This is a genomic window from Nocardia sp. NPDC046473, from assembly GCF_040645995.1.
In the GTDB taxonomy this organism is placed as follows: domain Bacteria; phylum Actinomycetota; class Actinomycetes; order Mycobacteriales; family Mycobacteriaceae; genus Nocardia.
The window spans coordinates 643,688-669,295 of the sequence record NZ_JBEYZJ010000006.1 but is presented as its reverse complement, the minus strand read 5'-3'; the positions used below and the strand labels follow the sequence as shown (position 1 = coordinate 669,295).

The 25,608-nt window shown below is 67.1% G+C and carries 22 protein-coding genes and 1 riboswitch; of the genes, 12 read left to right on the top strand and 10 right to left on the bottom strand.

Annotation, left to right across the window (positions count from 1 at the left end):
* Positions 1–7 precede the first annotated feature (7 nt).
* A complete protein-coding gene (locus ABZ942_RS24780) occupies positions 8–1,156 on the top strand; it encodes a hypothetical protein (RefSeq protein WP_357385754.1) in 1,149 nt (382 codons plus the stop codon).
* Here ABZ942_RS24780 and ABZ942_RS24775 read toward each other — a convergent pair.
* Positions 1,136–2,062 carry a LysR family transcriptional regulator gene (locus ABZ942_RS24775; protein WP_357385752.1) on the bottom strand — a complete coding sequence of 309 codons (927 nt, stop codon included), beginning with the start codon at positions 2,060–2,062 and terminating at the stop codon, positions 1,136–1,138. The two genes, ABZ942_RS24780 and ABZ942_RS24775, sit on opposite strands and share 21 nt — an antisense overlap.
* A gap of 140 nt (positions 2,063–2,202) precedes the next feature.
* Between ABZ942_RS24775 and ABZ942_RS24770 the strand changes: the two genes are divergently transcribed.
* Together ABZ942_RS24770 and ABZ942_RS24765 are read left to right on the top strand one after the other, a co-directional pair.
* Positions 2,203–3,585: an MFS transporter gene (locus ABZ942_RS24770; RefSeq protein ID WP_357385750.1), complete on the top strand. Its 1,383-nt coding sequence runs from the start codon at positions 2,203–2,205 to the stop codon at positions 3,583–3,585.
* Entirely contained in the window at positions 3,582–4,328 is a 747-nt protein-coding gene (locus ABZ942_RS24765; protein ID WP_357385748.1) for a 3-hydroxybutyrate dehydrogenase, read from the top strand. The genes ABZ942_RS24770 and ABZ942_RS24765 overlap by 4 nt, the downstream gene beginning before the upstream one ends.
* 8 nt (positions 4,329–4,336) lie before the next feature.
* Here ABZ942_RS24765 and ABZ942_RS24760 read toward each other — a convergent pair whose 3' ends face one another.
* Positions 4,337–4,930 (bottom strand): TetR/AcrR family transcriptional regulator, encoded by a 594-nt coding sequence (locus tag ABZ942_RS24760; RefSeq protein ID WP_357385746.1) that lies wholly within the window; start codon positions 4,928–4,930, stop codon positions 4,337–4,339.
* Between the two features lie 178 nt (positions 4,931–5,108).
* Here ABZ942_RS24760 and ABZ942_RS24755 point away from each other — a divergent pair, with 178 nt between their 5' ends.
* The 6 genes from ABZ942_RS24755 to ABZ942_RS24730 are packed head-to-tail and all read left to right on the top strand — an operon-like array spanning position 5,109 to position 13,196.
* A complete protein-coding gene (locus tag ABZ942_RS24755; protein ID WP_357385744.1) occupies positions 5,109–6,707 on the top strand; it encodes a carboxyl transferase domain-containing protein in 1,599 nt (532 codons plus the stop codon).
* Positions 6,708–6,712: 5 nt separating this feature from the next.
* Positions 6,713–8,752: an acetyl/propionyl/methylcrotonyl-CoA carboxylase subunit alpha gene (locus tag ABZ942_RS24750; protein WP_357385742.1), complete on the top strand. Its 2,040-nt coding sequence runs from the start codon at positions 6,713–6,715 to the stop codon at positions 8,750–8,752.
* A complete protein-coding gene (locus tag ABZ942_RS24745) occupies positions 8,749–9,909 on the top strand; it encodes an acyl-CoA dehydrogenase family protein (RefSeq protein WP_357385740.1) in 1,161 nt (386 codons plus the stop codon). Before ABZ942_RS24750 ends, ABZ942_RS24745 begins: the two co-directional genes overlap by 4 nt.
* Positions 9,906–10,406, top strand: coding sequence for a MaoC family dehydratase (locus ABZ942_RS24740; protein ID WP_357385738.1), 501 nt, complete (start codon positions 9,906–9,908; stop codon positions 10,404–10,406). Before ABZ942_RS24745 ends, ABZ942_RS24740 begins: the two co-directional genes overlap by 4 nt.
* On the top strand, positions 10,403–11,215 hold the full coding sequence (locus tag ABZ942_RS24735) for a CoA ester lyase (RefSeq protein WP_357385736.1): 813 nt from the start codon (positions 10,403–10,405) through the stop codon (positions 11,213–11,215). Before ABZ942_RS24740 ends, ABZ942_RS24735 begins: the two co-directional genes overlap by 4 nt.
* A 31-nt stretch (positions 11,216–11,246) precedes the next feature.
* Positions 11,247–13,196 (top strand): acetoacetate--CoA ligase, encoded by a 1,950-nt coding sequence (locus tag ABZ942_RS24730; RefSeq protein ID WP_357385734.1) that lies wholly within the window; start codon positions 11,247–11,249, stop codon positions 13,194–13,196.
* A gap of 34 nt (positions 13,197–13,230) precedes the next feature.
* Here the strand turns inward: ABZ942_RS24730 and ABZ942_RS24725 are convergent, their stop codons facing one another.
* Positions 13,231–13,407, bottom strand: a complete 177-nt coding sequence (locus ABZ942_RS24725; protein WP_357385732.1) for a hypothetical protein — start codon at positions 13,405–13,407, stop codon at positions 13,231–13,233.
* A gap of 258 nt (positions 13,408–13,665) precedes the next feature.
* Positions 13,666–13,835, bottom strand: a riboswitch (M-box (ykoK) riboswitch).
* 132 nt (positions 13,836–13,967) lie between these two features.
* On the opposite strand from ABZ942_RS24725, the gene ABZ942_RS24720 reads away from it, so the two are divergent.
* The 3 genes from ABZ942_RS24720 (at position 13,968) to ABZ942_RS24710 (ending at position 18,185) form a co-directional block, all read left to right on the top strand.
* On the top strand, positions 13,968–15,308 hold the full coding sequence (locus ABZ942_RS24720) for a cytochrome P450 (protein ID WP_357385730.1): 1,341 nt from the start codon (positions 13,968–13,970) through the stop codon (positions 15,306–15,308).
* 199 nt (positions 15,309–15,507) lie between these two features.
* Entirely contained in the window at positions 15,508–16,752 is a 1,245-nt protein-coding gene (locus ABZ942_RS24715; RefSeq protein ID WP_357385728.1) for a TetR family transcriptional regulator, read from the top strand.
* Between the two features lie 188 nt (positions 16,753–16,940).
* Positions 16,941–18,185 carry a helix-turn-helix domain-containing protein gene (locus ABZ942_RS24710; protein ID WP_357385726.1) on the top strand — a complete coding sequence of 415 codons (1,245 nt, stop codon included), beginning with the start codon at positions 16,941–16,943 and terminating at the stop codon, positions 18,183–18,185.
* Here ABZ942_RS24710 and ABZ942_RS24705 read toward each other — a convergent pair whose 3' ends face one another.
* From ABZ942_RS24705 to ABZ942_RS24675, 7 genes are read right to left on the bottom strand one after another with little or no spacing between them, the layout of a single operon-like run.
* Positions 18,186–18,833 (bottom strand): hypothetical protein, encoded by a 648-nt coding sequence (locus ABZ942_RS24705; RefSeq protein WP_357385724.1) that lies wholly within the window; start codon positions 18,831–18,833, stop codon positions 18,186–18,188.
* Between the two features lie 11 nt (positions 18,834–18,844).
* A complete protein-coding gene (locus ABZ942_RS24700) occupies positions 18,845–20,023 on the bottom strand; it encodes an MlaD family protein (RefSeq protein WP_357385722.1) in 1,179 nt (392 codons plus the stop codon).
* The gene (locus ABZ942_RS24695) at positions 20,020–21,102 is read right to left on the bottom strand and encodes an MCE family protein (protein ID WP_357385720.1); all 1,083 of its coding nucleotides are present in this window, start codon (positions 21,100–21,102) and stop codon (positions 20,020–20,022) included. The genes ABZ942_RS24700 and ABZ942_RS24695 overlap by 4 nt, the downstream gene beginning before the upstream one ends.
* On the bottom strand, positions 21,099–22,199 hold the full coding sequence (locus ABZ942_RS24690) for an MCE family protein (RefSeq protein ID WP_357385718.1): 1,101 nt from the start codon (positions 22,197–22,199) through the stop codon (positions 21,099–21,101). Before ABZ942_RS24690 ends, ABZ942_RS24695 begins: the two co-directional genes overlap by 4 nt.
* Positions 22,199–23,221, bottom strand: coding sequence for an MCE family protein (locus ABZ942_RS24685; protein ID WP_357385716.1), 1,023 nt, complete (start codon positions 23,219–23,221; stop codon positions 22,199–22,201). The genes ABZ942_RS24690 and ABZ942_RS24685 overlap by 1 nt, the downstream gene beginning before the upstream one ends.
* Positions 23,221–24,243 carry an MlaD family protein gene (locus ABZ942_RS24680; protein WP_357385714.1) on the bottom strand — a complete coding sequence of 341 codons (1,023 nt, stop codon included), beginning with the start codon at positions 24,241–24,243 and terminating at the stop codon, positions 23,221–23,223. Before ABZ942_RS24680 ends, ABZ942_RS24685 begins: the two co-directional genes overlap by 1 nt.
* Positions 24,230–25,606: an MCE family protein gene (locus tag ABZ942_RS24675; RefSeq protein ID WP_357385712.1), complete on the bottom strand. Its 1,377-nt coding sequence runs from the start codon at positions 25,604–25,606 to the stop codon at positions 24,230–24,232. Before ABZ942_RS24675 ends, ABZ942_RS24680 begins: the two co-directional genes overlap by 14 nt.
* Between the last annotated feature and the right edge of the window lie 2 nt (positions 25,607–25,608).

Below are 25,608 nucleotides of genomic sequence, written 5' to 3'. Positions count from 1 at the left end.
TCCCTGCATGCCCAGCCGCCTGCACGAAGGATTCGTCGCCACGTTCGAGCAACGCCCGCGCCTCGCCGTCGAGCTACTGACAACCGCGCTGGACACCCCACTACCCGAATTCGACCACGCTCGTTTGGAATCCGACCACTCTCTCGGCATCGCCCCTTCGGAATACAGCGCCAACGCCGTAGTCGTGCTGACGGCCGGAACGACACCAACACAGGCAGTGGTGATCGAAGTCCTGCTGAAACCCGACAAACGCAAGATGTGGAGTTGGCCGGTCCGCCTGACCATGCTCCGGTCACATCTGCAGTGCCCCGCTGTTCTACTCGTGATCTGCGCCGACGAACACACCGCCGCACAATGCCGCGACCCGATCGTCATCGCCCCCGGGTGCACACTCACCCCGCTCGTGCTCAGTCCTGAACATGTTCCGGTGATCACTGCCCCAGCGACGGCCTCGACAAACCCCGAGCTCGCCGTCCTGTCGGCCATCGCCCATCGCAACCACCCGGATCGTGACGCGATCCTGGCCGGCCTCGGAGAGTCCATAGCCAACGTCGTGAAGTACGAAATGGCCATCGACCTGGTGATGCAGGTTCTCCCCAAAGCCGGCCAGCGCTTCCTGGAACGTCTCAGGATGCGCGGCAGAGCATCCAAGTACATGAGCGACTTCGCTCATAACTACTTCCTGGCCGGGGAAGCGGAGGCCGCAGCGAAAGCGCTCCTCGCGGTCCTTCGGAAACGCGGGTTCGATATCTCCGAAGACCTCGCAACACGAGTCGGAGAACAAACCGACATCGAACAGCTCGCGGCCTGGCTCGACCAGGCCATCACTGCCGACTCCCTCGCCGAGGTGTTCGGGGAGGAGCTCACGATCACTCCTGGAGGTCCGATGCCCGCTCGCGTATTCAGGTTCAGGAGTGGCCATTCGCGCGTTCTCTACTCCAGCGGACAGGTCGATGCACTGGAGACCATCCTCGAATCGCGGGGGCTGCTCAACTCACCGGCAAGTAGGGCCCGGTTCGAGGAATGCACCGATCCTGCAGTACTCGATATCGGGCACGTCGAAACATTGCTCCGCCGCGCCGCCAACGCCACCGCATTGGAGGCCGTCTTCGCAGATCATCAGTCTGTCGCGGAGTTATGGGAGGACACCGAGTAAGGCTGCACGCTCACAGTCGACCTTTGCGCGGAGAGCGGCTACGAAGGCGGCTACTTCGGGGCGGCGGAGGGTTTCGGAGCGGGCGACCAGCCAGTAGGCGAGTTGGACGGAGACCTGGCCGGGGAGGACTCTGGTCAGATCCGGGTGGCGGTCGGCCATGAAGCAGGGCAGTAAGCCGATGCCTGCGGCGGCTCGGGTTGCCTCGAGGTGCACGAAAACGTTTGTGGAGGTTACGGATTCGCGCATGGCCGGGACGAAGCTGGAGGCCAAGTCGAGGTCGTCGACCTGGAGCATGGAGTCGATGAAGTAGACGAGTGGGTGGGCAGCCAGTTCGTTGATGGCTGTTGGAGTTCCGCGTTCGGCTAGATAGTCGCGGCTGCCGTAGAGGCCTAAGCAGTAGTCGGAGAGGCGGATTGCGGTGGCTCGGTGGACTTGGGGTTCGCCGACCACTACTTCTAGGTCCAAACCGGAGCGTTGGTTGGAGGCTCTTCTGGTAGTGGCGACTATTTCGACGGTGATCTTGGGGTGTTGGCGTTGGACTTCGGCGGCGGCGGGGGCGGCGAGGTAGGCGCTGAAGCCGTCGGTGGCCGAAATGCGTACTACGCCTTCGAGGACTCGGCTGCCGCTCGCGTCGGCGGCGAGGGATTTGACAGCCGATTCGACTAGTTCGGCGGCGGCTAGTGCTTCCCTGCCGAGTTCGGTGAGTTCCCAACCGCCTGCGGCGCGGGTCAGTACACGGCCGCCGAGTGTGTGTTCGAGCGCGGCGATGCGGCGGGAGATGGTGGTGTGGTTGATGCCGAGCTCCTCGGCCGCGGAGACGAAACGGCCCGATCGGCCGACTGCCAGCAGAACAAGGAGGTCGTCCGCGCTCGGCCGGCGGTTCACCCCCGATGACACCGCGCTCATATCTGCATACTCGCAGATACCTACTGCACATCTGGGCATTGCGGACAAACCCATCTGCACTAATACTTCGTTGCAGCCGAGATTTGTGGGGGCCATCACATCTACACCCTGATGTGACCCCTGGCACGAAGGAGAGTTCGATGAGCGTGCGCAGTGCTTTGTGGCCGAGTGACCCGGATGGGGTGCCGACCGGCTTGAGACGGGTGGTAGCCGCATCGATGGCGGGCACGGTCGTCGAATGGTACGAGTTCTTCCTCTACGGCACCGCCGCGACGCTGGTGTTCAGCAAGGTGTTCTTCGCCAAGGACACCAGCGACCTGGACGCGATCCTCGCCGCCTTCGTCACCTACGCGGTCGGCTTCGCGGCCCGCCCCCTGGGCGGCGTCGTCTTCGGGCATTTCGGCGACAAGTACGGGCGCAAGAAGCTGCTGCAATTCAGCCTGATCCTGGTGGGTGCCTCGACGTTCCTGATGGGCTGCCTGCCGACGTTCGGTCAGATCGGCTACTGGGCGCCCGCACTGCTGGTGGTGCTGCGCTTCATCCAGGGCTTCGCGGTCGGCGGCGAATGGGGCGGCGCGGTTCTCCTTGTGGCAGAACACAGTCCGACCCGCAGTCGCGGTTTCTGGGCGAGCTGGCCGCAGGCCGGCGTGCCGATGGGGAACCTGCTGGCGACGGTGGTGCTGCTGGCGCTGACCAGTTGGCTGTCGGACGCGGCCTTCCTCAGTTGGGGTTGGCGCGTTGCCTTCTGGCTGTCCGCGGTGGTCGTGCTCGTCGGCTACTACATCCGCACGAAGGTCACCGACGCGCCCATTTTCGTTGCCGCGCAACAGGAAGTGGAGCAGATCAAGGCGACCTCGCTGAGCGTCGTCGAGGTGCTCAAGCGCTACCCGCGCGGCGTACTCACCGCCATGGGACTGCGTTTCGGCGAGAACATCCTGTATTACCTGGTGGTCACCTTCACCATCACCTATCTCAAGGTGCAGGTGCACGTCAACACCCAGGTCATCCTCTGGTGGCTGCTCGCCGCGCACGCCGTGCATTTCGCGACGATCCCGCTGGTCGGACGGCTCTCCGACCGCTTCGGCAGGCGACCGATCTACCTGATCGGCGCGCTCACCGCGGGCACCTGGGGTTTCTTCGCCTTCCCGATGATGGACAGCGGGCACAACGCGATCATCCTGTTCGCCATCATCATAGGCCTGGTATTCCACGCGTTCATGTACGCGGGTCAGCCCGCGATCATGGCGGAGATGTTCCCGACGCGCATGCGGTATTCCGGTGTGTCCCTTGGCTATCAGGTCACCTCGATCGTGGCGGGCTCGCTCGCGCCGATCATCGCCGTCCGCCTGCTCAACACCTACAAGTCCGCGGTGCCCATCGCGATCTACCTGGCCATCGCCGCGGCGGTCACCGTGGTCGCCGTCTTCTTCGCCCGCGAAACGAAAGGTCTGGACTTGGCAGCCGTCGACCTCGCCGATGCCGAATACCTGGCAGGCAAGCCCGTCACGGTGGCTGCCAAATGAGCGACCTCACCGGCCGTTCCGCCCTGATCACCGGCGGCGCCAGCGGTATCGGCGCCGCCTGTGCACGGACCCTCGCCGCCCGCGGCGCATTGGTCACCATTGCCGATATCGACGAGGTCGGCGCCAAGGCGCTGGCCCGCGAACTCGACGGAAGGTCTTGGGCGGTAGATCTTCTCGACGTCGATGCATTGGAAACGCTCGACCTCGAAGCGGACATCCTGGTGAACAACGCGGGAGTGCAAAGCATCAGCCCGATCGAGGACTTTGCCCCACCACAGTTCCGCACGCTGCTCACCCTGATGGTCGAGGCGCCGTTCCTGCTCATCCGCGCGGCTCTGCCGCACATGTACCGGCAGGGCTTCGGCCGAATCATCAACATCTCGTCGGTGCACGGGATTCGGGCGTCGGAGTACAAGTCCGCGTACGTGACGGCCAAGCACGGCCTGGAGGGCCTGTCCAAGGTCACCGCACTGGAGGGCGGCCGGCACGGCGTCACCAGCAACTGCGTCAGCCCCGGCTACGTCCGAACCCCGTTGGTGGACACACAGATCGCCGACCAGGCCAAGGCGCACAACATCGCCGAGCAGGAGGTGCTGGAGAAGATCCTGCTCACCGAGAGTGCGATCAAGCGCCTGGTCGAGCCGGAAGAGGTTGCGTCACTGGTCGGTTGGCTCGCCTCGGCGGACGCGGGCATGGTGACCGGCGCCTCCTACACCATGGACGGTGGGTGGAGCGCTCGATGACCGAGCGCTCACCCCAAGGCCGACAGTGCCATTCGGCGCAGGATCGGCCTGGCGCGCACGGCGGTCGCCGTGCTCGCGCTGTGCGGGGTGGAGTTGATCAGCCCGAAGGCGGCGTGGGCCTGGACCCGCGCCGTCTCCTCGGGTAGTCCGGGATGCAGCTCGCGCAGCACCGTGACCCAGATTTCCACGTATTGCCGCTGGGTCCGGCGCAGCTCCCGCCGGGCGGTGGCGGGCACGTTCTCCAGATCGCGGTCCTGGATCCGGATCAGATCCGGGTCGCCGAGCGCGAAGTCCAGGTGGAAGTCGACGAGACCGTCCAGCGCCTCCGCCGCGTCCGTGGTGCGCGCGACCACCGCCTTGCCGCCGTCGAGCAGCCGCTGGCTGACGCCGACGAGCAACTCCACCAGGAGCGCTTCCTTGTTCGGGAAATGGCGGTAGACCGCAGGTCCGCTGATGCCGACGGCCGCGCCGAGGTCGTCCAGGCGCATTCCCAGGAACCCCCGGTCGGCGATGAGCCGGGCACCGGCATCGAGGAGTTGTTCCCGTCGCTGCGCCTTCAGCTGTTCACGGCGGGTGAGCGTGCCGGGGTCAGTGCTGGTCACACGCGCTCCTTTCGCCCTACCTGCGGCCTCGCGCCTTCGCGGCTCGCAAGCGCTTCCTGGACATCTCGGTTAACCAAGATTAACCTGGATTCCAGTTATCGGCGACTAACTGACCCTCCGTCGCCCGACCACCGCCCTCATCGAGTCGCTCCGCGACGCTGACCCCGAGGATCAAGTGATGACCGTTACTGACGAGGCCGTCGACAACCGGGTCGCCCACAAGGCACTGGTAGACGACCTGAGCGCCCGGCTTGCCACGGCCGCGCTCGGCGGGTCCGAGAAGGCGCGGGACCGCCATGTAGCGCGCGGCAAGCTGCTGCCGCGCCAGCGGGTGGACCAGCTGCTCGACCCGGGCAGCCCCTTCCTCGAACTCTCCCCACTCGCCGCGACCGGCATGTACGGCGACGAATCCCCTGGCGCCGGGATCATCACCGGGATCGGGCGGGTGTCCGGCCGCGAGTGCGTGATCGTGGCCAACGACGCCACCGTGAAGGGCGGCACCTACTACCCGATGACGGTGAAGAAGCATCTGCGCGCCCAGGAGATCGCGCTGCAGAACCAGCTTCCGTGTGTCTATCTCGTCGATTCCGGCGGCGCCTACCTGCCCGAGCAGGACGAGGTGTTCCCCGACCGGGAACACTTCGGGCGCATCTTCTACAACCAGGCGACCATGAGCGCCAAGGGAATTCCGCAGATCGCCGCGGTGCTCGGCTCCTGCACCGCGGGCGGCGCGTACGTACCCGCGATGAGCGACGAGGCGGTGATCGTGCGCAACCAGGGCACCATCTTCCTCGGCGGCCCGCCGCTGGTGAAGGCGGCGACCGGCGAGGTGGTCACCGCGGAGGAGCTCGGCGGTGGCGAACTGCATTCGCGCACTTCGGGTGTCACCGATCATCTGGCCGAGGATGATCAGGACGCGCTGCGCATCGTGCGCCGCATTGTCGCGACCCTCGGCCCGCGTCCGGCAAGTCCATGGGCGGTGCTGCCGACGGTGGCGCCCGACGCGCCGGAGTCGGAGTTGTACGACGTGGTGCCGGTCGACCTGCGCACCCCGTACGACGTCCGCGAGGTGATCCATCGCCTCGTCGACGGTGATCCACACGGAGACAACGTCTTCCACGAGTTCAAGGCCGAGTACGGCAAGACCCTGGTCACCGGTTTCGCGCATATCCACGGCCACCCGGTGGGCATCGTCGCCAACAACGGCGTGCTGTTCAGCGAATCCGCCATGAAGGGCGCGCATTTCATCGAGCTGTGCGACAAGCGCAAGATCCCGCTGCTGTTCCTGCAAAACATCACCGGGTTCATGGTCGGCCGCGACTACGAGGCGGGCGGCATCGCCAAGCACGGCGCGAAGATGGTCACCGCGGTGGCCTGCGCCCGGGTGCCGAAGCTGACCGTGGTGATCGGCGGCTCCTACGGTGCGGGCAACTATTCGATGTGCGGGCGTGCGTATTCGCCGCGCTTCCTGTGGATGTGGCCCAATGCCCGGATCTCGGTGATGGGCGGCGAGCAGGCCGCCTCCGTCCTGTCGACGGTGCGCGGCGACCAGCTCGACAGCTCCGGACAGCCGTGGTCGGCGGCGGACGAGGAGGCGTTCAAGGCGCCGATCCGCGACCAGTACGAGAGCCAGGGCAACCCCTACTACTCGACCGCCCGCCTGTGGGATGACGGCGTCATCGATCCCGCGGACACGAGAACCGTGCTCGGACTTGCCCTTTCAGTGTGCGCGCAAGCGCCGCTCGAACCCGTTTCCTACGGCGTCTTCCGGATGTGAGTGTGATGCTGAACAAATCTCATCCCGTCGGATTCGACACTGTGCTCGTGGCCAATCGCGGCGAGATCGCGGTGCGCGTCATTCGCACGTTGCGCGCCATGGGGATTCGCTCGGTGGCGGTCTACAGCGACGCCGACGCCGACGCCAGGCATGTGCACGAGGCCGACACCGCGGTGCGGCTCGGCCCGGCGCCCGCGCGCGAAAGTTACCTCGCCATCGACAAAGTGGTGGCCGCCGCCGTCCGTACCGGCGCGCAAGCCGTGCATCCCGGCTACGGATTCCTCTCCGAGAACGCCGCTTTCGCCGCGGCGCTCGCGGACGCGGGCATCGTCTTCCTCGGCCCGCCCGTCCGCGCGATCGAGGTGATGGGCGACAAGATCGCGGCGAAGAACACCGTCGCCGCCTTCAAAGTCCCGGTCGTGCCCGGCATCGCCAGGCCGGGGCTGACCGACGCCGACCTGATCGAGGCGGCCCGCGAGGTCGGCTACCCGGTGCTGGTCAAGCCGTCGGCCGGCGGTGGCGGCAAGGGCATGCGGCTGGTCGAGGATCCCGCGCAGCTGCCGGACGCGCTGCTCAGCGCGCGCCGCGAGGCCGCCGCCGCGTTCGGCGACGACACCCTGTTCCTGGAACGCTTCGTCACCCGCCCGCGGCACATCGAGGTGCAGGTGCTCGCCGACCAGTTCGGCAACGTGCTACACCTCGGCGAACGCGAATGCAGCCTGCAACGCAGGCACCAGAAGGTGATCGAGGAGGCGCCCTCCCCGCTGCTCGACGCAGCGACGCGGGCCAGGATCGGCGCCGCCGCCTGCAACACCGCGCGCAGCGTCGACTATGTCGGCGCGGGCACCGTCGAGTTCATCGTCTCCGCCGACCGGCCGGACGAGTTCTTCTTCATGGAGATGAATACCCGGCTGCAGGTGGAACATCCGGTCACCGAGCTGGTCACCGGCATCGACCTGGTGGAGTCCCAGGTCCGGGTCGCGGCCGGGCAGAAGCTCGCGGTGGAGCAGGCCGAGATCCGGATGATCGGACACGCCATCGAGGCCAGGGTGTACGCCGAGGATCCCGGTCGTGGGTTCCTGCCCACCGGCGGCACGGTGCTCGACCTGTCCGAGCCGGAAGGCGTTGGGGTGCGGGTGGATTCGGGCCTGCGGGTCGGCACGGTGGTCGGCAGCGACTACGACCCGATGCTGTCGAAGGTCATCGCGCACGGCGCCGATCGGACCGCGGCGATAGCGAAACTCGATCGGGCACTGGGCGATACGGTGCTGCTCGGGGTAACAAGCAATATCGAGTTCCTGCGCTTCCTGCTCGCCGACCCGAATGTCGCGGCAGGACACCTGGATACCGGGCTGCTGGATCGCCGGGTCGCGGACTTCCACCCCGCCCCGGTCGACGACGAACTGTTCCTGGCCGCCGCCACCTACCGCTGGCTGCGCCGCTGGCCGACGACGCAGCGCGATCCCTGGCATGTCCCCTCCGGTTGGCGCATCGGCAACGCAGCCCCGACCTCGATCCGGCTGGCCGGGGGCGATCGGACCGAGCACGTCTACCTCACCGGTACCCCCACCGACGCGACGGCCCGCATCGACGGCGGCGAATCCAACTCGATCACAGCGACTTTCGACGACACCCTGCTGACGCTGACCGTGAACGGCATCCGCCGCGAATACCGGATCGCCGAACACGACGGACAACTGTGGCTGGCCGGGCCATCCGGCATCGCGATGCTGCGCGAGGTCGCCGAGGCAAGCGTGCGCGGCACCACCGAACACGTCGGCGACGCCGAAATCAAGAGCCCCATGCCGGGTTCGGTGATCGCGGTGCAGGCCGACACCGGCACCATCGTCGCCGCGGGTGCCCCGGTGGTCATCGTGGAGGCGATGAAGATGGAACACTCACTCGCCGCGCCGATCGCCGGAACCGTCGAAATACTGGTGACACCCGGCACCCAGGTGCGCCTCGATCAAGTACTTGCCCGCATCATTGCGACGCCCGTCGCCGAAACGCCCGATACCGCCGAGCGAGAAGGACACCCCGCATGACCGACTTCCTGTCCACCGGCGCATTGCCGCAGGAATACCGCGACCTCGCCATGACCGTGCGCGATTTCGCGCGGACAGTGGTCGCGCCGGTGGCCGCCGAGCACGACGCGAAGCACACCTTCCCGTACGAGGTCGTCGCGGGCATGGCCGACATGGGCCTGTTCGGCCTGCCGTTCCCCGAGGAGTACGGCGGCATGGGCGGCGACTACTTCGCGCTGTGCCTGGCGCTCGAGGAGCTCGGCAAGATCGACCAGAGCGTGGCCATCACCCTGGAGGCCGGTGTCTCGCTCGGCGCGATGCCGATCTACCGCTACGGCAACGACAAGCAGAAGCAGGAATGGTTGCCGCAGTTGACCAGTGGGCGTTCGCTCGCCGCGTTCGGGCTCACCGAACCCGGCGCGGGCAGCGACGCGGGCGGCACCAAGACCACCGCGATCGTCGACAGCGGCGACTGGGTGATCAACGGCAGCAAGCAGTTCATCACCAACTCCGGCACCGACATCACCACGTTGGTCACGGTGACGGCGGTGACCGGCCGCAACGACGGCAAGAAGGAGATCTCCACCATCCTGGTGCCCACCGACACCCCGGGCTTCGTCGCCGAGCCGGCCTACAACAAGGTCGGCTGGAACGCCTCGGACACCCACCCACTCAGCTTCACCGACGTCCGGGTGCCGGCGGAGAACCTGCTCGGCGAGCGCGGCCGCGGCTACGCGAACTTCCTGCGCATCCTGGACGAGGGCCGCATCGCCATCGCGGCGCTCGCGGTCGGCGCCGCACAGGGCTGCGTCGATGAAAGCGTGCGCTACGCCAAGGAACGTGAGGCGTTCGGCCAGGTCATCGGCCGCAATCAGGCCATCGCCTTCAAGATAGGCCGGATGGAGGCGCGGGCGCACACGGCCCGCACCGCCTACTATGACGCCGCGGCGCTGATGCTGGCGGGCAAGCCGTTCAAGAAGCAGGCGTCCATCGCCAAACTGGTGGCCAGCGAGGCGGCGATGGACAATTCCCGCGACGCCACCCAGATCTTCGGCGGCTACGGCTTCATGAACGAGTACCCGGTGGCCCGGCACTACCGGGACAGCAAGATCCTCGAAATCGGTGAGGGCACAACGGAGGTGCAGTTGATGCTGATCGGACGGGAGCTCGGACTGTGACGGAAACCGACAACTTGCGCCGAGTTGTGCAGACCGGCATGTGGTTCGACGAACTCGAAACCGACGTGCTGTACGAGCACCGGCCCGGCCGCACCATGACCGAGACCGACAACGTGCTGTTCAGCACGCTGACCATGAATCCGCAAGGGCTGCACATCGATGCGGCCTACAGCGAGGCCCAGGAGCCGTTCCATCAGCGCCTGGTCAACTCGCTGTTCACCCTCGGCACCATGGTCGGGCTCGCGGTGGCGCACCTGACCCAGGGCACCACCGTCGCCAATCTCGGCTTCTCCGAGGTGAAGTTCCCGGCCCCGCTGTTCCACGGCGACACGGTCTACGCCGAAACCGTCGTGCTGGACAAGCGGGTGTCCAAGAGCAGGCCGGGCGAGGGCATCGTGACCTTCCGCCACACCGCGCGCAACCAGCACGGCACGATCGTCGCGGTCGCGGTGCGCAACGCGATGATTCGCCTACGACCCGAATCCGGCCGGCCGTGACGTGGGAGCTGCCGGGCCCGGCCTGGCTGTTCTGCCCGGCGGATCGACCGGAACGCTACGAAAAGGCCGCCGCGGCAGCGGATGTGGTGATCCTCGACCTCGAAGACGGTGTCGCCGCCGCAGACAAGGCGGCGGCGCGCAAGGCGCTCGTCGGGACTCCGCTGGATCCCGAGTGCACGGTGGTCCGGGTCAATGCCGCAGGCACCGACGAGCACGCGTTCGATCTGGCCGCGCTGGCCGACACCCGGTATCGGCGCGTCATGCTGCCGAAATGTGAATCGGCCGAACAGATTACGGCGCTGCCCGAGTACGAGGTGATCGCGCTGATCGAGTCGCCGCTCGGTGCGCTGACGGTCGGCGACGCGATGACGGCGGACAACGCGATCGGCGTGATGTGGGGCGCCGAGGACCTCGTCGCCGGGCTCGGCGGCAAGTCGAGCAGGCACGCCGACGGTAGCTATCGCGACGTGGCTCGCCATGTCCGGTCGACCTCGCTGCTCGCGGCCAAGGCGTACGGCAAGTTCGCGCTCGACTCGGTGTATCTCGACATCCGCGACCTCGACGGCCTACGCGCCGAGGCGCTGGACGCGGTCGCCGTCGGATTCGACGCGAAGGTCGCCATCCATCCCAGCCAGGTGGCTGTCCTGCGCGCGGCCTACGCGCCGTCGGCGGACGAGATCGACTGGGCCAGCAGGGTACTCGACGAAGTACCGAAGCATCGTGGCGTGTTCGCCTTCGAGGGCCGCATGGTCGACGCCCCCGTCCTGCGGCATGCCGAGCAGATCGTGCGGCGCGCAGCGCGCGCCTGACCACCCAGTTCGAACAGCCAGGAGGAACGCGGTGCAACCACAGTGGGTGCCGACCGAGCAGGATATCGCCGACGCCAGGATCACCGACTTCGCGAAGTTCGTCGAGGGGCGCACCGGTATCGCCGCACCGGACTACCAGACACTCTGGCAGTGGTCCGTCGATGAGCTGGCCGAGTTCTGGCGCGCGGTGTGGGACTACTTCGAGCTCGGCGAGGTCCCCGGCGAGGTCCTCGCCAGCGCCGAAATGCCCGGGGCGCAATGGTTTCCCGGCACCCGGTTGAACTATGTCGATCAGATCATCCGCCAGTTCCGCAGCGACCGGCCCGCGATCATCGGCGTCTCCGAGGACGCATCATCACGCGAGGTGTCCTGGGCCGAATTGATCGACGACACAGCGGCATTGGCGCGCACCCTGCGGTCCATGGGCGTGCAGGCGGGCGATCGAGTCGCGGGCTATCTGCCCAATATTCCAGAGACGGTCGTCGCGCTACTGGCTACCGCCAGCATCGGCGCGGTCTGGAGCGCCTGCGGCCAGGACTACTCGCCCAAGGCCGCACTGGATCGGCTCGGCCAGCTCGAACCCACCGTGCTGATCACCGTGGACGGCTACCGATTCGGCGGCAAGGCGCACGACAAGCGTGACGATATCGCCGCGCTGCAAGCCGGTCTCGGCACGCTGCGCGGCACGATCGCGATCTCCCAGCTCGGTCTCGACGTCGCGGACGCGACCTCGTGGACCGAGGCGATCGCCAACGACGAAGCCGTGCCCGCCGTGATCACTACGGAGCCGGTCGATTTCGACCATCCGCTGTGGATCGTGTTCTCCTCCGGCACCACCGGGCTGCCGAAGGGCATCGTGCACGGCCACGGCGGCGTGCTGCTGGAGCACCTCAAAGCCGTTGCCCTGCAAACCGATATCGGGCCCGACGACACGTTCTTCTGGTACACCAGCCCGAGCTGGATGATGTGGAACTTCCAGGTCTCCGGTCTGCTGGTCGGCGCGACCATCGTCTGTTACGACGGCAGCCCCACCTACCCGGCACCGGATGGGTTGTGGCGCATCGCCGCCGAGACCCGGACCACCGTGCTCGGTACCAGTCCCGGCTATGTGCTCGCCTGCATCAAGGCGGGCGCCGTGCCGCGCACCGAGCACGACCTGTCCGCGCTGCGCTCGGTGGGCATCACCGGCGCGGCGCTGCCCACCTCGTCGGCGCTCTGGTTGGGCGAGAACGCCGGTGACCACGTCCAGGTCAATTCGTTCAGCGGCGGTACCGACGTGGTATCCGCCTTCATGGGTGCGTCCCGCATCGTCCCGACCTGGCCGGGCGAGCTGTCGACCCGCTTCCTCGGCGCGGCGCTGGAATCCTTCGACGGCGCCGGGCAGCCGGTCCGGGGCGAGGTCGGCGAGCTCGTGGTCACCAAGCCGATGCCGTCCATGCCGGTCCGCTTCTGGCACGATCCGGACGGAAAGCGTTATCACGACGCCTATTTCGACATGTACCCCGGCATGTGGCGGCACGGCGACTGGATCACCATCACCGACCGCAACTCCATCGTCGTGCACGGCCGATCCGACTCCACCCTCAATCGGCACGGCATCCGGATGGGCAGCGCCGACATCTACCAGTCCGTCGAGCGCCTCCCCGAGGTCGCCGAGGCCCTGGTGATCGGTGCCGAGCAACCCGACGGTGGCTACTGGATGCCGCTGTTCGTGGTGCTCGCGCCCGGTGCGGAACTCACCGAGGACCTGAAGACCCGCATCAAGACCACCATTCGCACCGAGGTCTCGCCGCGCCACGTCCCCGACGAGATCCTCCTCGCCCCCGGTATCCCGCACACCCGCACCGGCAAGAAGCTCGAGGTCCCGATCAAGAAGCTGTTCCAGGGTGCCGACGCGGCCCGGGTCGTCGAACGCAGCGCCGTCGACAACCCGGACCTGCTCGACTGGTACTCCGCGCAGCGTCCGAGCACCGGAAGCTAGCGGCCCGCACCGCACGGGCCGCTAGGTGCCGAGGTCACCGGTAATACGGATGCCCGCCCATCGAGGCCGTGAAAATGGCCGCTCGGGCGGCGCGGGCCTCGGCAAGATTGCGGTGCTCCTCGGGGGTGAGGCGGTACCGGGCCAGTACCCGGCGGGCCGAGTGGATCAGCGCGGGCCACACCGGTAGCTCACGCGGGAATGCGAACGTCATGACGGACTCCTTCAAGGAAAGGCCCACCACCACAACCGATTTCGGGCACGACCGAACGCCCGGATCGAAAAGTCTGCGGGTTCAGTCGATCACACGGCGGCAGTGGGCCGGGAGCGAGTGGGAGGTCGAATCCGTACTCGGATACGGACTATCGCCTGACTTCATGTCCCTCACCTCCTTGCTGCCGTGACACACGCGCGTCGCCGAATTCCGGTGTCGGACCACGCAAGGCAGGGGACGCCGACCGAAACGGCCGGGCGGGCACCCCTCTCGTCAGAGCTTCGGCACTGCACGACGTATCCCGTACCGGGAAGCCACCTGGGATCGCCCCTTAATCCGAAGCGATCTGTCCTGATCCTGGGCGTCTCTCGACGTCGTCGGATCAGTGGCCTGTGTTCGCGCAGGAGCCTCGCCTAGCGAGGTGCTGACCGATTCAGGATGGCCGCTCGGCGCGGCCGCGTCAAGTACGGTTGATTACCTGCCGCGTTATAGATTCTGCGGGATATATCTCCTAGCGTGGTATGAAACAGGTTCGTCTCATACTCAACGAAGGTGGCACTGTGGCCGCACAGGATGTTCGAGAACGCGACGAGACCGCCACCTACCCGCCGGGGTCGCGACTGCCCGCCTTCGTGCAGAGCCTGTTGTTCCAGCTCGATCGCCAGCGCTTCGTACCCGCCGTCGCGCGACGGTACGGCGAGGTCTTCACGCTGCGCATCCCGCCGGTCGCCGACCATTCGGTGGTGTACTCCCGCCCGGAACACATCAAGGAGATCTTCGCGGGCAACCCGCGCGACCTGCACGCGGGCGAAGGCAACCAGATCCTCGGCGTGGTCATGGGCCAGCACTCCCTGCTGCTCACCGACGAGGACGAGCACGCGCGCGCCAGACGACTGCTGATGCCCGCCTTCAACGGCTCGGCGCTGCGCGCCTACCGCGACCTGGTCGCCGACATCGCCGTCGCCGAGATCGACCGCTGGACACCGGGTTCCACGCTGATCACGCTCGACCGGATGAACGCGCTCACCCTCGAGGTGATGATTCAGGTGGTGTTCGGCGTCTCCGACGAACAGACCCGCGCCGAGCTCGCGCCGCGACTGCGGCGGATCGTGTACCTCAATCCGCTGGTGTTCCTCGGGATCAAGTCGTCCTTGCTTCGCCGAATCGGTCCGTGGAAGCGCTTCGCCGAGAATCTGCACGCGGTCGACGCCCTGCTCTACGCCGAGATCGCAGGCCGTCGGCGCGCGCCGGACCTGGCCGAACGCACCGATGTGCTGTCCAGGCTGCTGCACGCGGGCACCGGCGACGATCACGATCCGCCACTCACCGACGCCGAGCTGCGCGATCAGCTCGTCACCCTGCTGCTCGCCGGTCATGAGACGACCGCATCGGCGCTGTCCTGGGCGCTCTACGAGATCGCGACGCATCCCGACATCCAGGAGGCGGCCGTCACCGCCGCGCGCACCGGCGACGACAAGTACCTCGAGGCCGTGTTGAAAGAGGCGATGCGGCTGCACGTCATCATCAACGGCACCAACCGAAAACTCACCAGGGACATGACAGTCGGCGGCCGGCGACTGCCCGCGGGCACGGTGGTGAACACCTCGATCCTGCTCGCGCACCGCGACCCCGACAACTATCCCGACCTCGCCGTCTTCCGGCCGGACCGCTTCCTCTCCGGCGAGGTGGCGCCGAATACCTGGCTGCCCTTCGGCGGTGGCGTCCGGCGCTGCATCGGCGCGGGCTTCTCCCTCATGGAAGGCTCCGTGGTGCTGCGGGAAATCATTGTGCGGCACGCCCTTTCGCGCCCCGAGGGCGCAGCGCCGGAACGCGCGAAGACGCGCAACATCACCACGGTCCCCGAAGGCAAGGCCCGCTTGGTCGTCACGCCGCGCGACTGATCGGGCAACAGCACTCCGCGCACCTGTGGCCGGGCGGCTGTGGCGGCCCTCACCTGCGCGGACCCACGCCTACGGGTCGGGGCGACGCCTGCCTCCTTCGGGCAGGTACCACCCCCGATTCGTGGTGACCTGGGGCACCCGGCCGGTCCGGCACCGAGCCGTAGCCCGCCCCACCTGCCCTGATCAGTACGATGTCGGCATGAGTGTCGACAATCGCCGTACGGCGCGGAAGGCGAGTACCGGCGACTCGGCACCCCGGGAGATCCGGCGCAGGCCGAAGAATCGACGGGCGCAGATCGCCGCGGCTTCGGCCGCCGCGTTCGGCGCGCTCGGTTATCACGGCGTCAGCATGGAGGACATCGCCACCGGCCTCGGCATCAGTTCGGCGGCGCTGTACCGCCACTATCCGAGCAAGTACGCGCTGTTCCGGGAGGAATTGCTGCGGGTCGGCCGGGCGATGACCGAGTCGGTCGAGCTGCCCGAAGAAGCCGCGGCCTGGTCGCCCGAACGGCGGCTGCGCCATGTGCTCGACGCACTCATCGCCGTCACCATCGAGAACCGGCCGACCATCACCCTGGTGCGCTGGGAGGGCCGCTACCTCGAGCCCGACGATCTGACGCTGCTGAACGATCAGCAGTTCGTTGTGCTCGACGCGCTCGGCAGCCAACTCGCCGAGCTGCGACCGGAACTGACCGAGGACGACACTCGCGTGCTGCGGATGGCGGTGCTGAGCACGATCACCAGCATCGCCGACCACCACGCCACGCTCCCGGTGAAATCCCTTGCCCGACTGCTGGGTTCGGCGTGCCTGCCGATCATCGGCACCGAACTGCCCGCAGAACAGCCCGCCGAGCCGCTCCAGGTGGTCGAGATCCCGGACTCGTTCAAACACGAACTGCTGCTGCGCAAAGCGGTCGAGCTGTTCCACGAGCGCGGGTACCCCAATGTCAGCGTGGAGGACATCGCCACGGCCGCCGGGCTGTCCGCCGCCTCGGCGGTGTACCGGTTCTATCGCGGCAAAAGCGATCTGCTCGCCGCGGCCTTTCGCCGTGCCGCGGAACGGGTTTCGGGCGCGGTCGGCCCTGCGGTCGCGACCGCGGCGAGCCCGGAGGGCGCCCTGACCGCGTTGATCGACCAGTACGTGGCGGGGTCGTTCGCCGAGCGCGCGCTGACCTACGTGTATTTCACCGAGTTCCAGCATGTTCCGGCGGAGGAACGCACGGTGCTGCGAAACATTCAGCGGCTCAGCGTCGAAGAGTGGGCGCGGCTGCTGCGCGAGGTGCGCCCGGAGCTGTCGCCGGCCGAGGCGCGCTTCCTCATCCACGCCGCGTTCGCGTTGGTGGTGGATCTGGGGCGCGCGTTCGACAACCAGCCGATGGCGGCGCAGGGCCGAGTCCGCCTGTTGATGCAGGTGGTTCTTTTCGGGCGTCCCGCCGCGGTCTAGGCACTCGGACAGCCGGGCACGACCGAGGTACCGACCGGTCGTTTATGTTACCCGGTATTCCGCCGATGAGGTTCGGAAGATCTAGAGGTAGCGAGCCAAATCATACTCTCATTGTGATCTTCCATTCAGTTTGATTTCAGGCCGGAAACGCCCCGCTGCCGAGCGTCCGGTTCGGCTACCATCGCGGCATGGGTGCCCAGGAAGGCCGTGCCACGGACAAGGCGTCCGCCTCGGCGGCGGCGCGCGTGGTCCGGCGGCGGCCGCGTGATCGACGGGCCCAGATCGCGGCGGCCTCGGCGGAGGCGTTCGGGGCGCTCGGCTACCACGGCGTGAGCATGGAGGACATCGCGTCCCGGCTCGACATCAGCTCGGCCGCGCTGTATCGCCACTACCCGAGCAAGTACGCGCTGTTCCGCGAGGAGGCCCTGCGGCTCGGCACGCTCAGCGAAACGGCGGTGCGCCTGCCTGATTCGTCCGACGGGCTGCCCGCCGCGGAACGACTCGGGCAGGTCATCGATGCGCTCATCGCGTCCTCGATCACCAATCGCCGCAGCGCCGCACTGCTGCGCTGGCAGCGCCGTTATCTCGACGACGCCGATGCCGCGATCCTCGACAGCCAACTGGCCAAGGTGAATTCGGCCCTCATGTCGCTGCTTGCCGAGACACGGCCGGAGCTGAACAAGGCGGACCGGGCGGTACTGTCGGCGGCGGTACTGAGTGTGCTCAGCAGCATCGGTGATCATCATGTGTCGATCCCGGTGCGCGCCTTGACCACACTGCTCGGCGCCGCCTGCCGGACGGTCGCAGACTGTGCCCTGCCGCCCTCCGCTGAGCACACCGAAACCCTTGCGGCAATAGAGATTCCGTTGACCTTCAAGCACGAGCTGCTGCTCGCGCGGGCGATCGAACTGTTCCATGAGCGCGGCTACCCGAATGTGAGCGTCGAGGACATCGCCACCGCCGCCGGACTGCCCGCCTCGTCGGCGGTGTACCGCTTCTATCGCAGCAAGGGCGATATCCTCGCGGCCGCGTTCCGCCGTGCCGCGGAACGGGTTTCGGCCGCGATCGGTCCTGCGGTCGCGGCGGCGGACGGCCCGGAGCAGGCGCTGACCACGCTGATCGAGCTGTACGTGGCGGGCTCGTTCGCCGAACGCGAACTGACCTTCGTCTACTACGCCGAGATCAGCAATGTGCCCGCCGACGATCGGACCGTGCTGCGAAACATCCAGCGGCTCAACGTCGAGGAGTGGGCCAAGCTGCTCGTCGGCGTCCGGCCCGAGCTGTCCGCCGCCGACGCCAGGCTGCTGGTGCACGCGGCGCTGGCCCTGGTCGTCGATCTGGGCCAGCGCTTCGGCTCCGACGACCCGGTGTGCTCGCGGCAGCGGGTGGTCCACCTGATGCGGGTCGTGCTGTTCGGTCGCGAGGCCGGGTAGTTACTGCTGCGGTGGCGGGGCGAGTGGCGAGTTCACCTTGTTCACCAGCCAGCGACCGTCGACCTTCTCCAGGCGCATCACCATGGACAGCTGGCCGGGCGCGGGCTTGCCCTGGGTGCCCATGCTGGTGATGGTCTGGCCGATCACCACGATGGCCTCGGCGGAGGTCTCGTCGCCGGTCTTGATCGCGCACTGGACGTCGTTGACCTTCGACACCACCTCGCCCTGGGTGAGCACATCGCGCAATTCCTTGCTGGTGCCGTCGAATTGCTTCTTCCAGTCGCCCGTCGCACCGTCCAGGACGGCCGCGAAGTAGGCGTCCAGCTTCTTGGCGTCGTAGTCGGCCAGGATCGGGGCGTACTTGCAGGCGGCGGTGCGCGCGTCCGCGTTGGCGTCGATGATCGCCTTGTTGCCCTTGTTCTGCAGGTAGAAGACGACGGTGGAAGTCACTGCGGTGCACAGCAACACGGCGGCTGCCGCGCTGAGCGCGATCCGCCCGGCTCGACCGGATATGAGCCGACTGCGTTTCGTCTCCACCGGCTTTGCCGCATCCTCTGCTACCAAGACTTCCTTTGTCACAGCATCACTCGACTCCACCTGCGCCGAATCCTCGATCAGCGCGTCGATCTCGCCATCGTTGTCGTTCATAAGATGTGTTCCTATCTGCCAGGTGCCGGTCGGGACAGCTCGTTGCCGGTGACGCCGGGCGGCGGGCCGGATCCGTTGTCCGGCACGTTCGGTCGAGGCGCGTTGGCCGAGCCACGAACCTGCAGCGCCGGATTACTGGTGACGCAGTAGTTGTAGAGCCGCACCCTGGTGTCGACGGTCTTGTTGGTCGGCACCACGGGAATCGTGTCGTAGTCACAGGTCGGTCGCGGCCACGGATCGACGAGGGTGTGATAGGCGTTGTCGTGCGCCGGAATACCGATGGCCGCCGAACCCGTACGTAGCGCGGGGAACAATGCGGCGATGGCCGGTGCGCGCAGCTTCGCGGCCCTGGTGATCGCGACGAAGTTGGTGACCAGGTTGGTCATCGGGTCCTCGGTGTCGCGCACGATGCCGCCGAGGGTGGCCAGCTGGCCCGGCCCGAGATCGAGGAACGTGCGCACCTCATGATCGGCGGCGGTCATCTGCTGGAACAGCGCGCTGGAGCCGGTCGTCAGCGTGGTCAGGTCGGGTTGCGCGTGCGCAGTGGTGTCGGCGATCACCTGCAGGTTCTCGATGAGCTGCCTGGTCTGCGGCAGCAGATCGGTGAGCCCGGCCATGGCCCTGCTGATACCGGAGATCATGTTGCGCAACCGATCCGGGCCACCGGCGAGCGCCTTGTCGAGCTCGTCGACGATCACATTGAGTCGTCCCGGATTCATCCCGCCGATCAAGCCGCTCATGCTGCCGAGCACCGATTGCACCGTCACCGGCGTTGTGGTCCGCGCACGCTCGACCACCGAGCCGTCGCCCAGGTACGGCCCGCTGTCCACGTCCGGCCGGAAGTCGAGATACTGCTCCCCCGCCGCGGAAAGCCGGCCGACGGCGACGGTGCCGCCCACCGGAATCCTTGCCGTCTTGTCGATTTCGGCGATCGCCGCGACGCCGTCGCCGGAGATCCGGACGTCCTCGACCCGACCGACGCGGGTGCCGCGGAAGGTGACGTCGTTGTTGGCCGCCAGGCCGCCGGAGTTCTGCAACTCCACCCGCACCGTGTACGTGCTCGGCAGCGGATTGATCCGCAGTACGTTGACGCCGAGATAGGACACGCCGAGTACGAGCACCAGGATCAGGCCGATATTCGCCACCGCGACCCGATGCCGGACCAGCCATTGCCACAGCGGCGGATTCATCGCCCACCGCCCTGCAGTCGGCCGATGACCTTCTCGATGACCTGCGCCAGACTGCCGACAAAGGCTGGTACGTCACCGATTTCGGGCGGCCTGCTGCCCCTCGGGTCGGTCAGCGCGCCGACGCTGAGGTAGGACACGGTGGCCGCGACCGCGAGCGCCGGGCCGTCCAGGCTGGCCGAGATCGACGGGTAGATGGCGTGCAGGCCGTCCAGTGCGCCGGCGAGATCGTCACCCATCTGGGCGAATCCGGACATGAGCCGCTGGATGCTGTCGAACAGGCTGAGGAAGTCCGGGCCGGTGGTGTCGGTGAAGTCGCCGAGCGCGGCCATGGTCACCGAAACCTTGGCGATGAGATCGGCGATGGCCCTGTTGTTTTCGGCTACCAGACCGATCAGCGGCGGGAAGGTGTCCGCGGCAGCGCCCAATTCGGCTTTGCGCCTGGCTAATTCGCCGGTCAGCGCGTTCATGCCGGACAGCACGCCATCCACGTCGGCGGTGCGCCGGTTGAGCGCGGCGAGCACGTCGGTCATCTCGGTGATCAGGTGCGACAGCTCCGGCGCGCGCCCGGCGAACATGGAGTTCATCTCGGAGGTGATCCGCGCCGCCTGGTTGAGGCCACCGCCGTTGAGCAGCAGCGAAACCGACATCATCAGCTGCTCCACCGAGGCGCCGGTCGCGGTGTGGTCGGGAGCGATGGTGTCGCCCGGCCGCAGCAGCTCGGCGCTCTCCTGCTTGGTCGGCAGGGTCATCGCGACGAACATGTCGCCGAGCGGAGTGGCCTGGCGCAGCTCGGCGGTGGTGCCGCGGGGCAGCTGGATGTCCTCGCGGATCTGCATCTCCACGTCGGCCAGGAAGTCGGTGGTGCTGATCGCGGAGACCATGCCGACGTCGGTACCGCCGATCTTGACGTGCGCGTTCGCGGGCAGGTTGAGGGCGTCCCGGAACACCGCGTGCAAGGTGTAGCCGGGGCCGCCGATGCCCGGTTTGGGCAGCGGCACGTTGTCCACCGTCACCGCACAACCCGACGTCGCGGCGATGGTTGCCGCGACGGCCACTGTGGCCAACGCACGGATCCTCACTTGGTCAGTCCGAGCAGTGCGGCGGTGAGCCCGAAGTCGGGGCCGAAGTCCTGGATCTTGCCGGTCCGGCAGCCGTCCAGGCGCAGCTGTATCCGTTCGCAGAACACCGACAGGGCCTCGCCGTCGAGAACCGACTTGTCCAGCAGGCCGTGCAGACGTAGCGCCTGATGTTCCCGGCTGGTGGCGTTGGCCAAGTTCTGGAAGAACAGCGGTGTGACGTCTGCGATTTCGGTGACCGAGCGCGCGTTGGCCCGCATCTGCGCGGTGAGGTTGGTGAAACGGGTCAGCGCGCCGAGCAATTGCTCACGATTGGTGCCCACCACCGTCGACGTGTTGGTGACGAAGTCGTTGAGCTGAGTCAGCACCGCCTGCAGCCCCGGCGCCTGATCACCCATCAGCTGCACCATCTCGGTGAGCCGGCCGCTGAAATCGCGCACCGTCTGGTCGTTCTCGGCGATGATCTGGGTGATCTCGTTGAGTTTCACGATGGTGTTGGAGATCTGGTCACCATTGGCCAGGCTCACCTCGAACGCCGAGGACATCGCGTCGAGCGTCGCGCGCAGCTTGTCGCCGTTGCCGTCGAGCAACGGGAAGAGGACCCGGCTCGCCATCGGCCCGATCTCGTTGTCGCCCTTCAACGCTCGGCCGAGCTGATCGAAATTGTCCAGGATGCGGTCGAGTTCGACCGGCGTGCGGGTGTGTTCGAGCGGGATGTGCGCGCCGTCGGCGAGCACCGGACCGTTGCCTTCGTAGGCGGGCGCGAGCTCGACGTGCCGGTTGGTGATCAGTTGCGGCGAAACGAGAGCCGCGATCGCGTCGGCGGGCACCTTGACGTTCTTGTCGATGGACATGGTCACCTCGACATAGCTGCCCTTGGCTGTCACTGTGTCGACCCGGCCCACCGGGACACCGAGAATCGCGACGTCGTTGCCCGCGTACAGACCGGCGACGTTCTCGAAATCGGCGCTGATTCGCAGATGTTCGCCGAGATACTGGTCCGGTAGCCCGCTCAGGCTGTCCGGCAGCAGCGAACAGCCGGACGCCACCGCGGCCACCCAGCACAACACGGCGGTTTTCAGAAAAGTACCTATCTTCATCAGTTGCACCCCTGTACCGCGCCCGCGAAACACAACCAGTTGTCCGGGAAGACCCACGGCGCCCACACGTCGCCGTACGGGCCGTTGCCGAGCGCATTGTTGAACTGCCGCAACGCGACCGGCATGATCTCGTAGAGCGAGTCGAGGTTGTCCCGGTTCTTCTCCAGGCCCTCGGACATGGTGTTCAGGCTCTGGATCATCGGCCCGAGCTGATCGTTGTTCTCCAGGCCCATCTGCTGCAGCAGCCGGGACAGCTCGGCGACGTTGTCCAGCAACGACTTCAGCATGGTCTGGCGCTGCGCGACGGCATTCCCGATCGCCTCGCCGCGGGTCAGCAACAGCAGCACGCTGTTGCGATTGTCCGACACCAGCTGCGAGACCTGATCCATGCCCTTCAACAGCACGTCGACCTCGTCGCGGCGATCGTTGATCACCTTGGCGAGCGCGCCGACGCTGTTCAGCGCCTCGACGGTGAGCTGCGGCGAATCGCCCATCTGCGTGCTGAGCAGGTCCAACGACTGACGCAACTTGACCGGATCGATCCGCTCGATGCGCTCGAACGACGACTTGTACACCGGATCACGAATGACCTTGCCGAGGTTGTACGGCACCGAGGTGTTCGCCAGCGCGATCCGGTTGCCCGGCAACCCTTTTCCGTTGCCCGGTACCAGCTCGACGTGCAGTTTGCCGAGAATGGTCGTCATCTTGATGGCCGCGTGCGCGTCCGGACCCAGCCGTAGGTCCCGGCGCACCCTCAGGTCCACCACGACTTTCGCACCGTCGAGGCGCACCGCACGCACCGAACCGACCTCGATGCCGGACACATCCACCGACGTACCCGCCCGCAGCCCCGCCGCCTGCGCGAACTCCGCCTGAATCGTCGTGTCCCCCAACCGAGCCTGGGACAGCGCGCTGGAGCCGACCAGCAGCAGCACCACCGAACCCGCCGCGAGCAGGCCGAGCCACAGCAGCCTGTTCCGCGGCAATCGGACCCGGCCGACCAGGGACCGCGCTCGTGTCATCACCGGCACACCTCCGATTGCGAATTGCCGCCGACCTGCGAGAAGAGCCCGGGCGGCAGCAGCACGCCCCACAGCGAGACATCGAGGCGGCAGATGTAGGCATTGCCGTAGGCGCCATAGCTGGTGAACCGGGCGATGCCGTTGAGCAGATTCGGCAGCTCGACCGCCGCCTGGTCCAGCGAGGCGCCGTTGAGCAGCAGCAGCGCGACGCCGCTCGTCGCATCGTTCTGCGCCCGAGCGATATTCGGCTTCACCTGGCCGATCAGCCGGACCAGCGAGTCGGTCGAGGTGGCCACCTGACCGACCGAGCTCTTCAGCGACTCACCCTGCGCGTACAGCGATTCGACCAGCGAACGCGCCTGGGTGATCAGCGTTTCCAGCTCGCCGCTGCGATGCGCGAGCCCGGCGACGACACTGCTCAGATTGCTGATCACGTCGCCGAGGATCTTGTCGCGCTGCCCGAAGGTGCCCGCGAGCTCGGCGGCCTGGGTGATCAACGCGCTGAGCGAAACATTGTTGCCCTGCAACGCCTGGATCAGCGTCTCCGACAGCGAATTGATCTGATCCGGTTGCAGCACACTGAACAACGGCTCGAACCCGGACAGCAGCGCGGACACGTCGAACGAGGGCTCGGTGTGGTCGAGCGGGATCGCCGAACCCGCGGCAAGTACCTGGCCGTCGCCCGTACCGGGCACCAGCGCGATATAGCGCTGGCCGATCAGATTCTGGTAGCGCACCAAGGCTTTCGTGGTGGTGGTGAGCCGCTGCCTGCGCTGGATGCGGAACTCGATGCGGGCACGGTAGTCGCCGTCGAAGTCGATGTCGTCCACCCGGCCGACCCGTACGCCCGCCATCCGGATGTCGTCGCCGACGCGCAGTCCGAGAACGTCGGAGAAAGTGGCGGAGTAGGAGTCGGTGTCGCCGGTCACCGAGCGCTGCAAGGTGGACCAGATCGTGTACGTCAGCACGACCGCGACCACCGCAAAGAGGCTGAAGCCGATCAGCGCCCTACCTGATTTCATGGTCACCGCCCTTGTCCACCGGGGTAACCGAGCCGCCGGCCAACAGGGGTGACAGCAGCAGATACTGCGCGGCGGTCGGCTGACCGCCGACGATCGCCGCAACCGCATCCGGTCCCCGTAAACCATTGGGGCCTTGGGCATTCGGTATCGGGTCTTTCGCAGCGGCCGGTGCGGTGAGTCCCGGAATCATCGGAATACCGGGAAGGGCGGGCACCGTGGGCAGCACCGGCTTGGGCCCGGCCGCATCCAACCAGTTCGGTGTCATTTGCGCCGGATACTCCTGTGGTGGAGCGACTTCCGGCACCGAGGCGCCGCCGCACCGTGGCCCGGCCATGCTGCCGTAACGCGGGCAATCCGCGGCCGTGTACTGCTGGAACGGGGTGAAGGACACGTCCATCTTCCAGATCATCTGGCGACTCGGCCCGAAGCCGAAGACCGAGCGCAACTTCCGCAGGGAGACATTGAGATTGGCCGCCGTCTGCTGCAGCGCCTGCGGATCCTCGGCCAGGCTGCCGAACAGTTCGCCGAGCCCGGAGACCACTTCCTTACCCGCGTCGGGGTTGCGGGCGAACAGCGAATTCACCGAGTCGACCGCCACGCTCGCGTTGGTCAGCAGCGCGACGAGCTGGTCGCGCCGTTCAGTGAGGGTCCGGGCGGTGGTCACCGAATCCGACAGCACCCCGACCAGATCGGGCGCGGACACGCTCAATGCCGTAGTGGCGCGGCCGAGATCGCCGAGCAGGTTGCCGATGCCCGGGATGGCATGCATCTGGGTGAGCCAGCGATCAAGGCGTTCGATGGTGGACCCCGGAACCCGCGCGGTCGGGTCCAGCGCATCGGCGAGCGTGGCGAGCACCCGGCCCAGCTTCTCCGGCTGGATGTGGTCGAGCACATCCCGCAGCACACTGAGCGTGGTCTGCAGCTGAACCGTGCCCGCACTGGTGTCCTCGGGGATCTCGGCGCCCGCGCGCAGGGTTTCGGTGGTGTGCCCGTTGTCGACGAGCTCGATCGCCGTCACGCCGAAGATGTTGTTGGGGATGACCCGCGCCGTGACGGCCGCCGGAATCATGGATGCGACAGCCGGTTTCAGATCGATCTCGGCGCGCTGCCGCTCACCCTTGGCGACGACCTGCACACCGGCCACCGAACCGACGATCATGCCGCGGAACTTCACGTCGGCATGTTCGGGCAGTCCGTCACCGGTACTGGTGAGCAGCGCGACAACACCCACTTTGTCCTCGAAACGGCCGGTGTAGCGCAACCCGAGCAGGAACAGCAGCAGCAGTATCACCGTGGTGAGCGCGATGCCCGCGAGCGAGAGCTGGCGCGGGCTCGGCCCGCGGCCACTGGGATCGATGATCACGG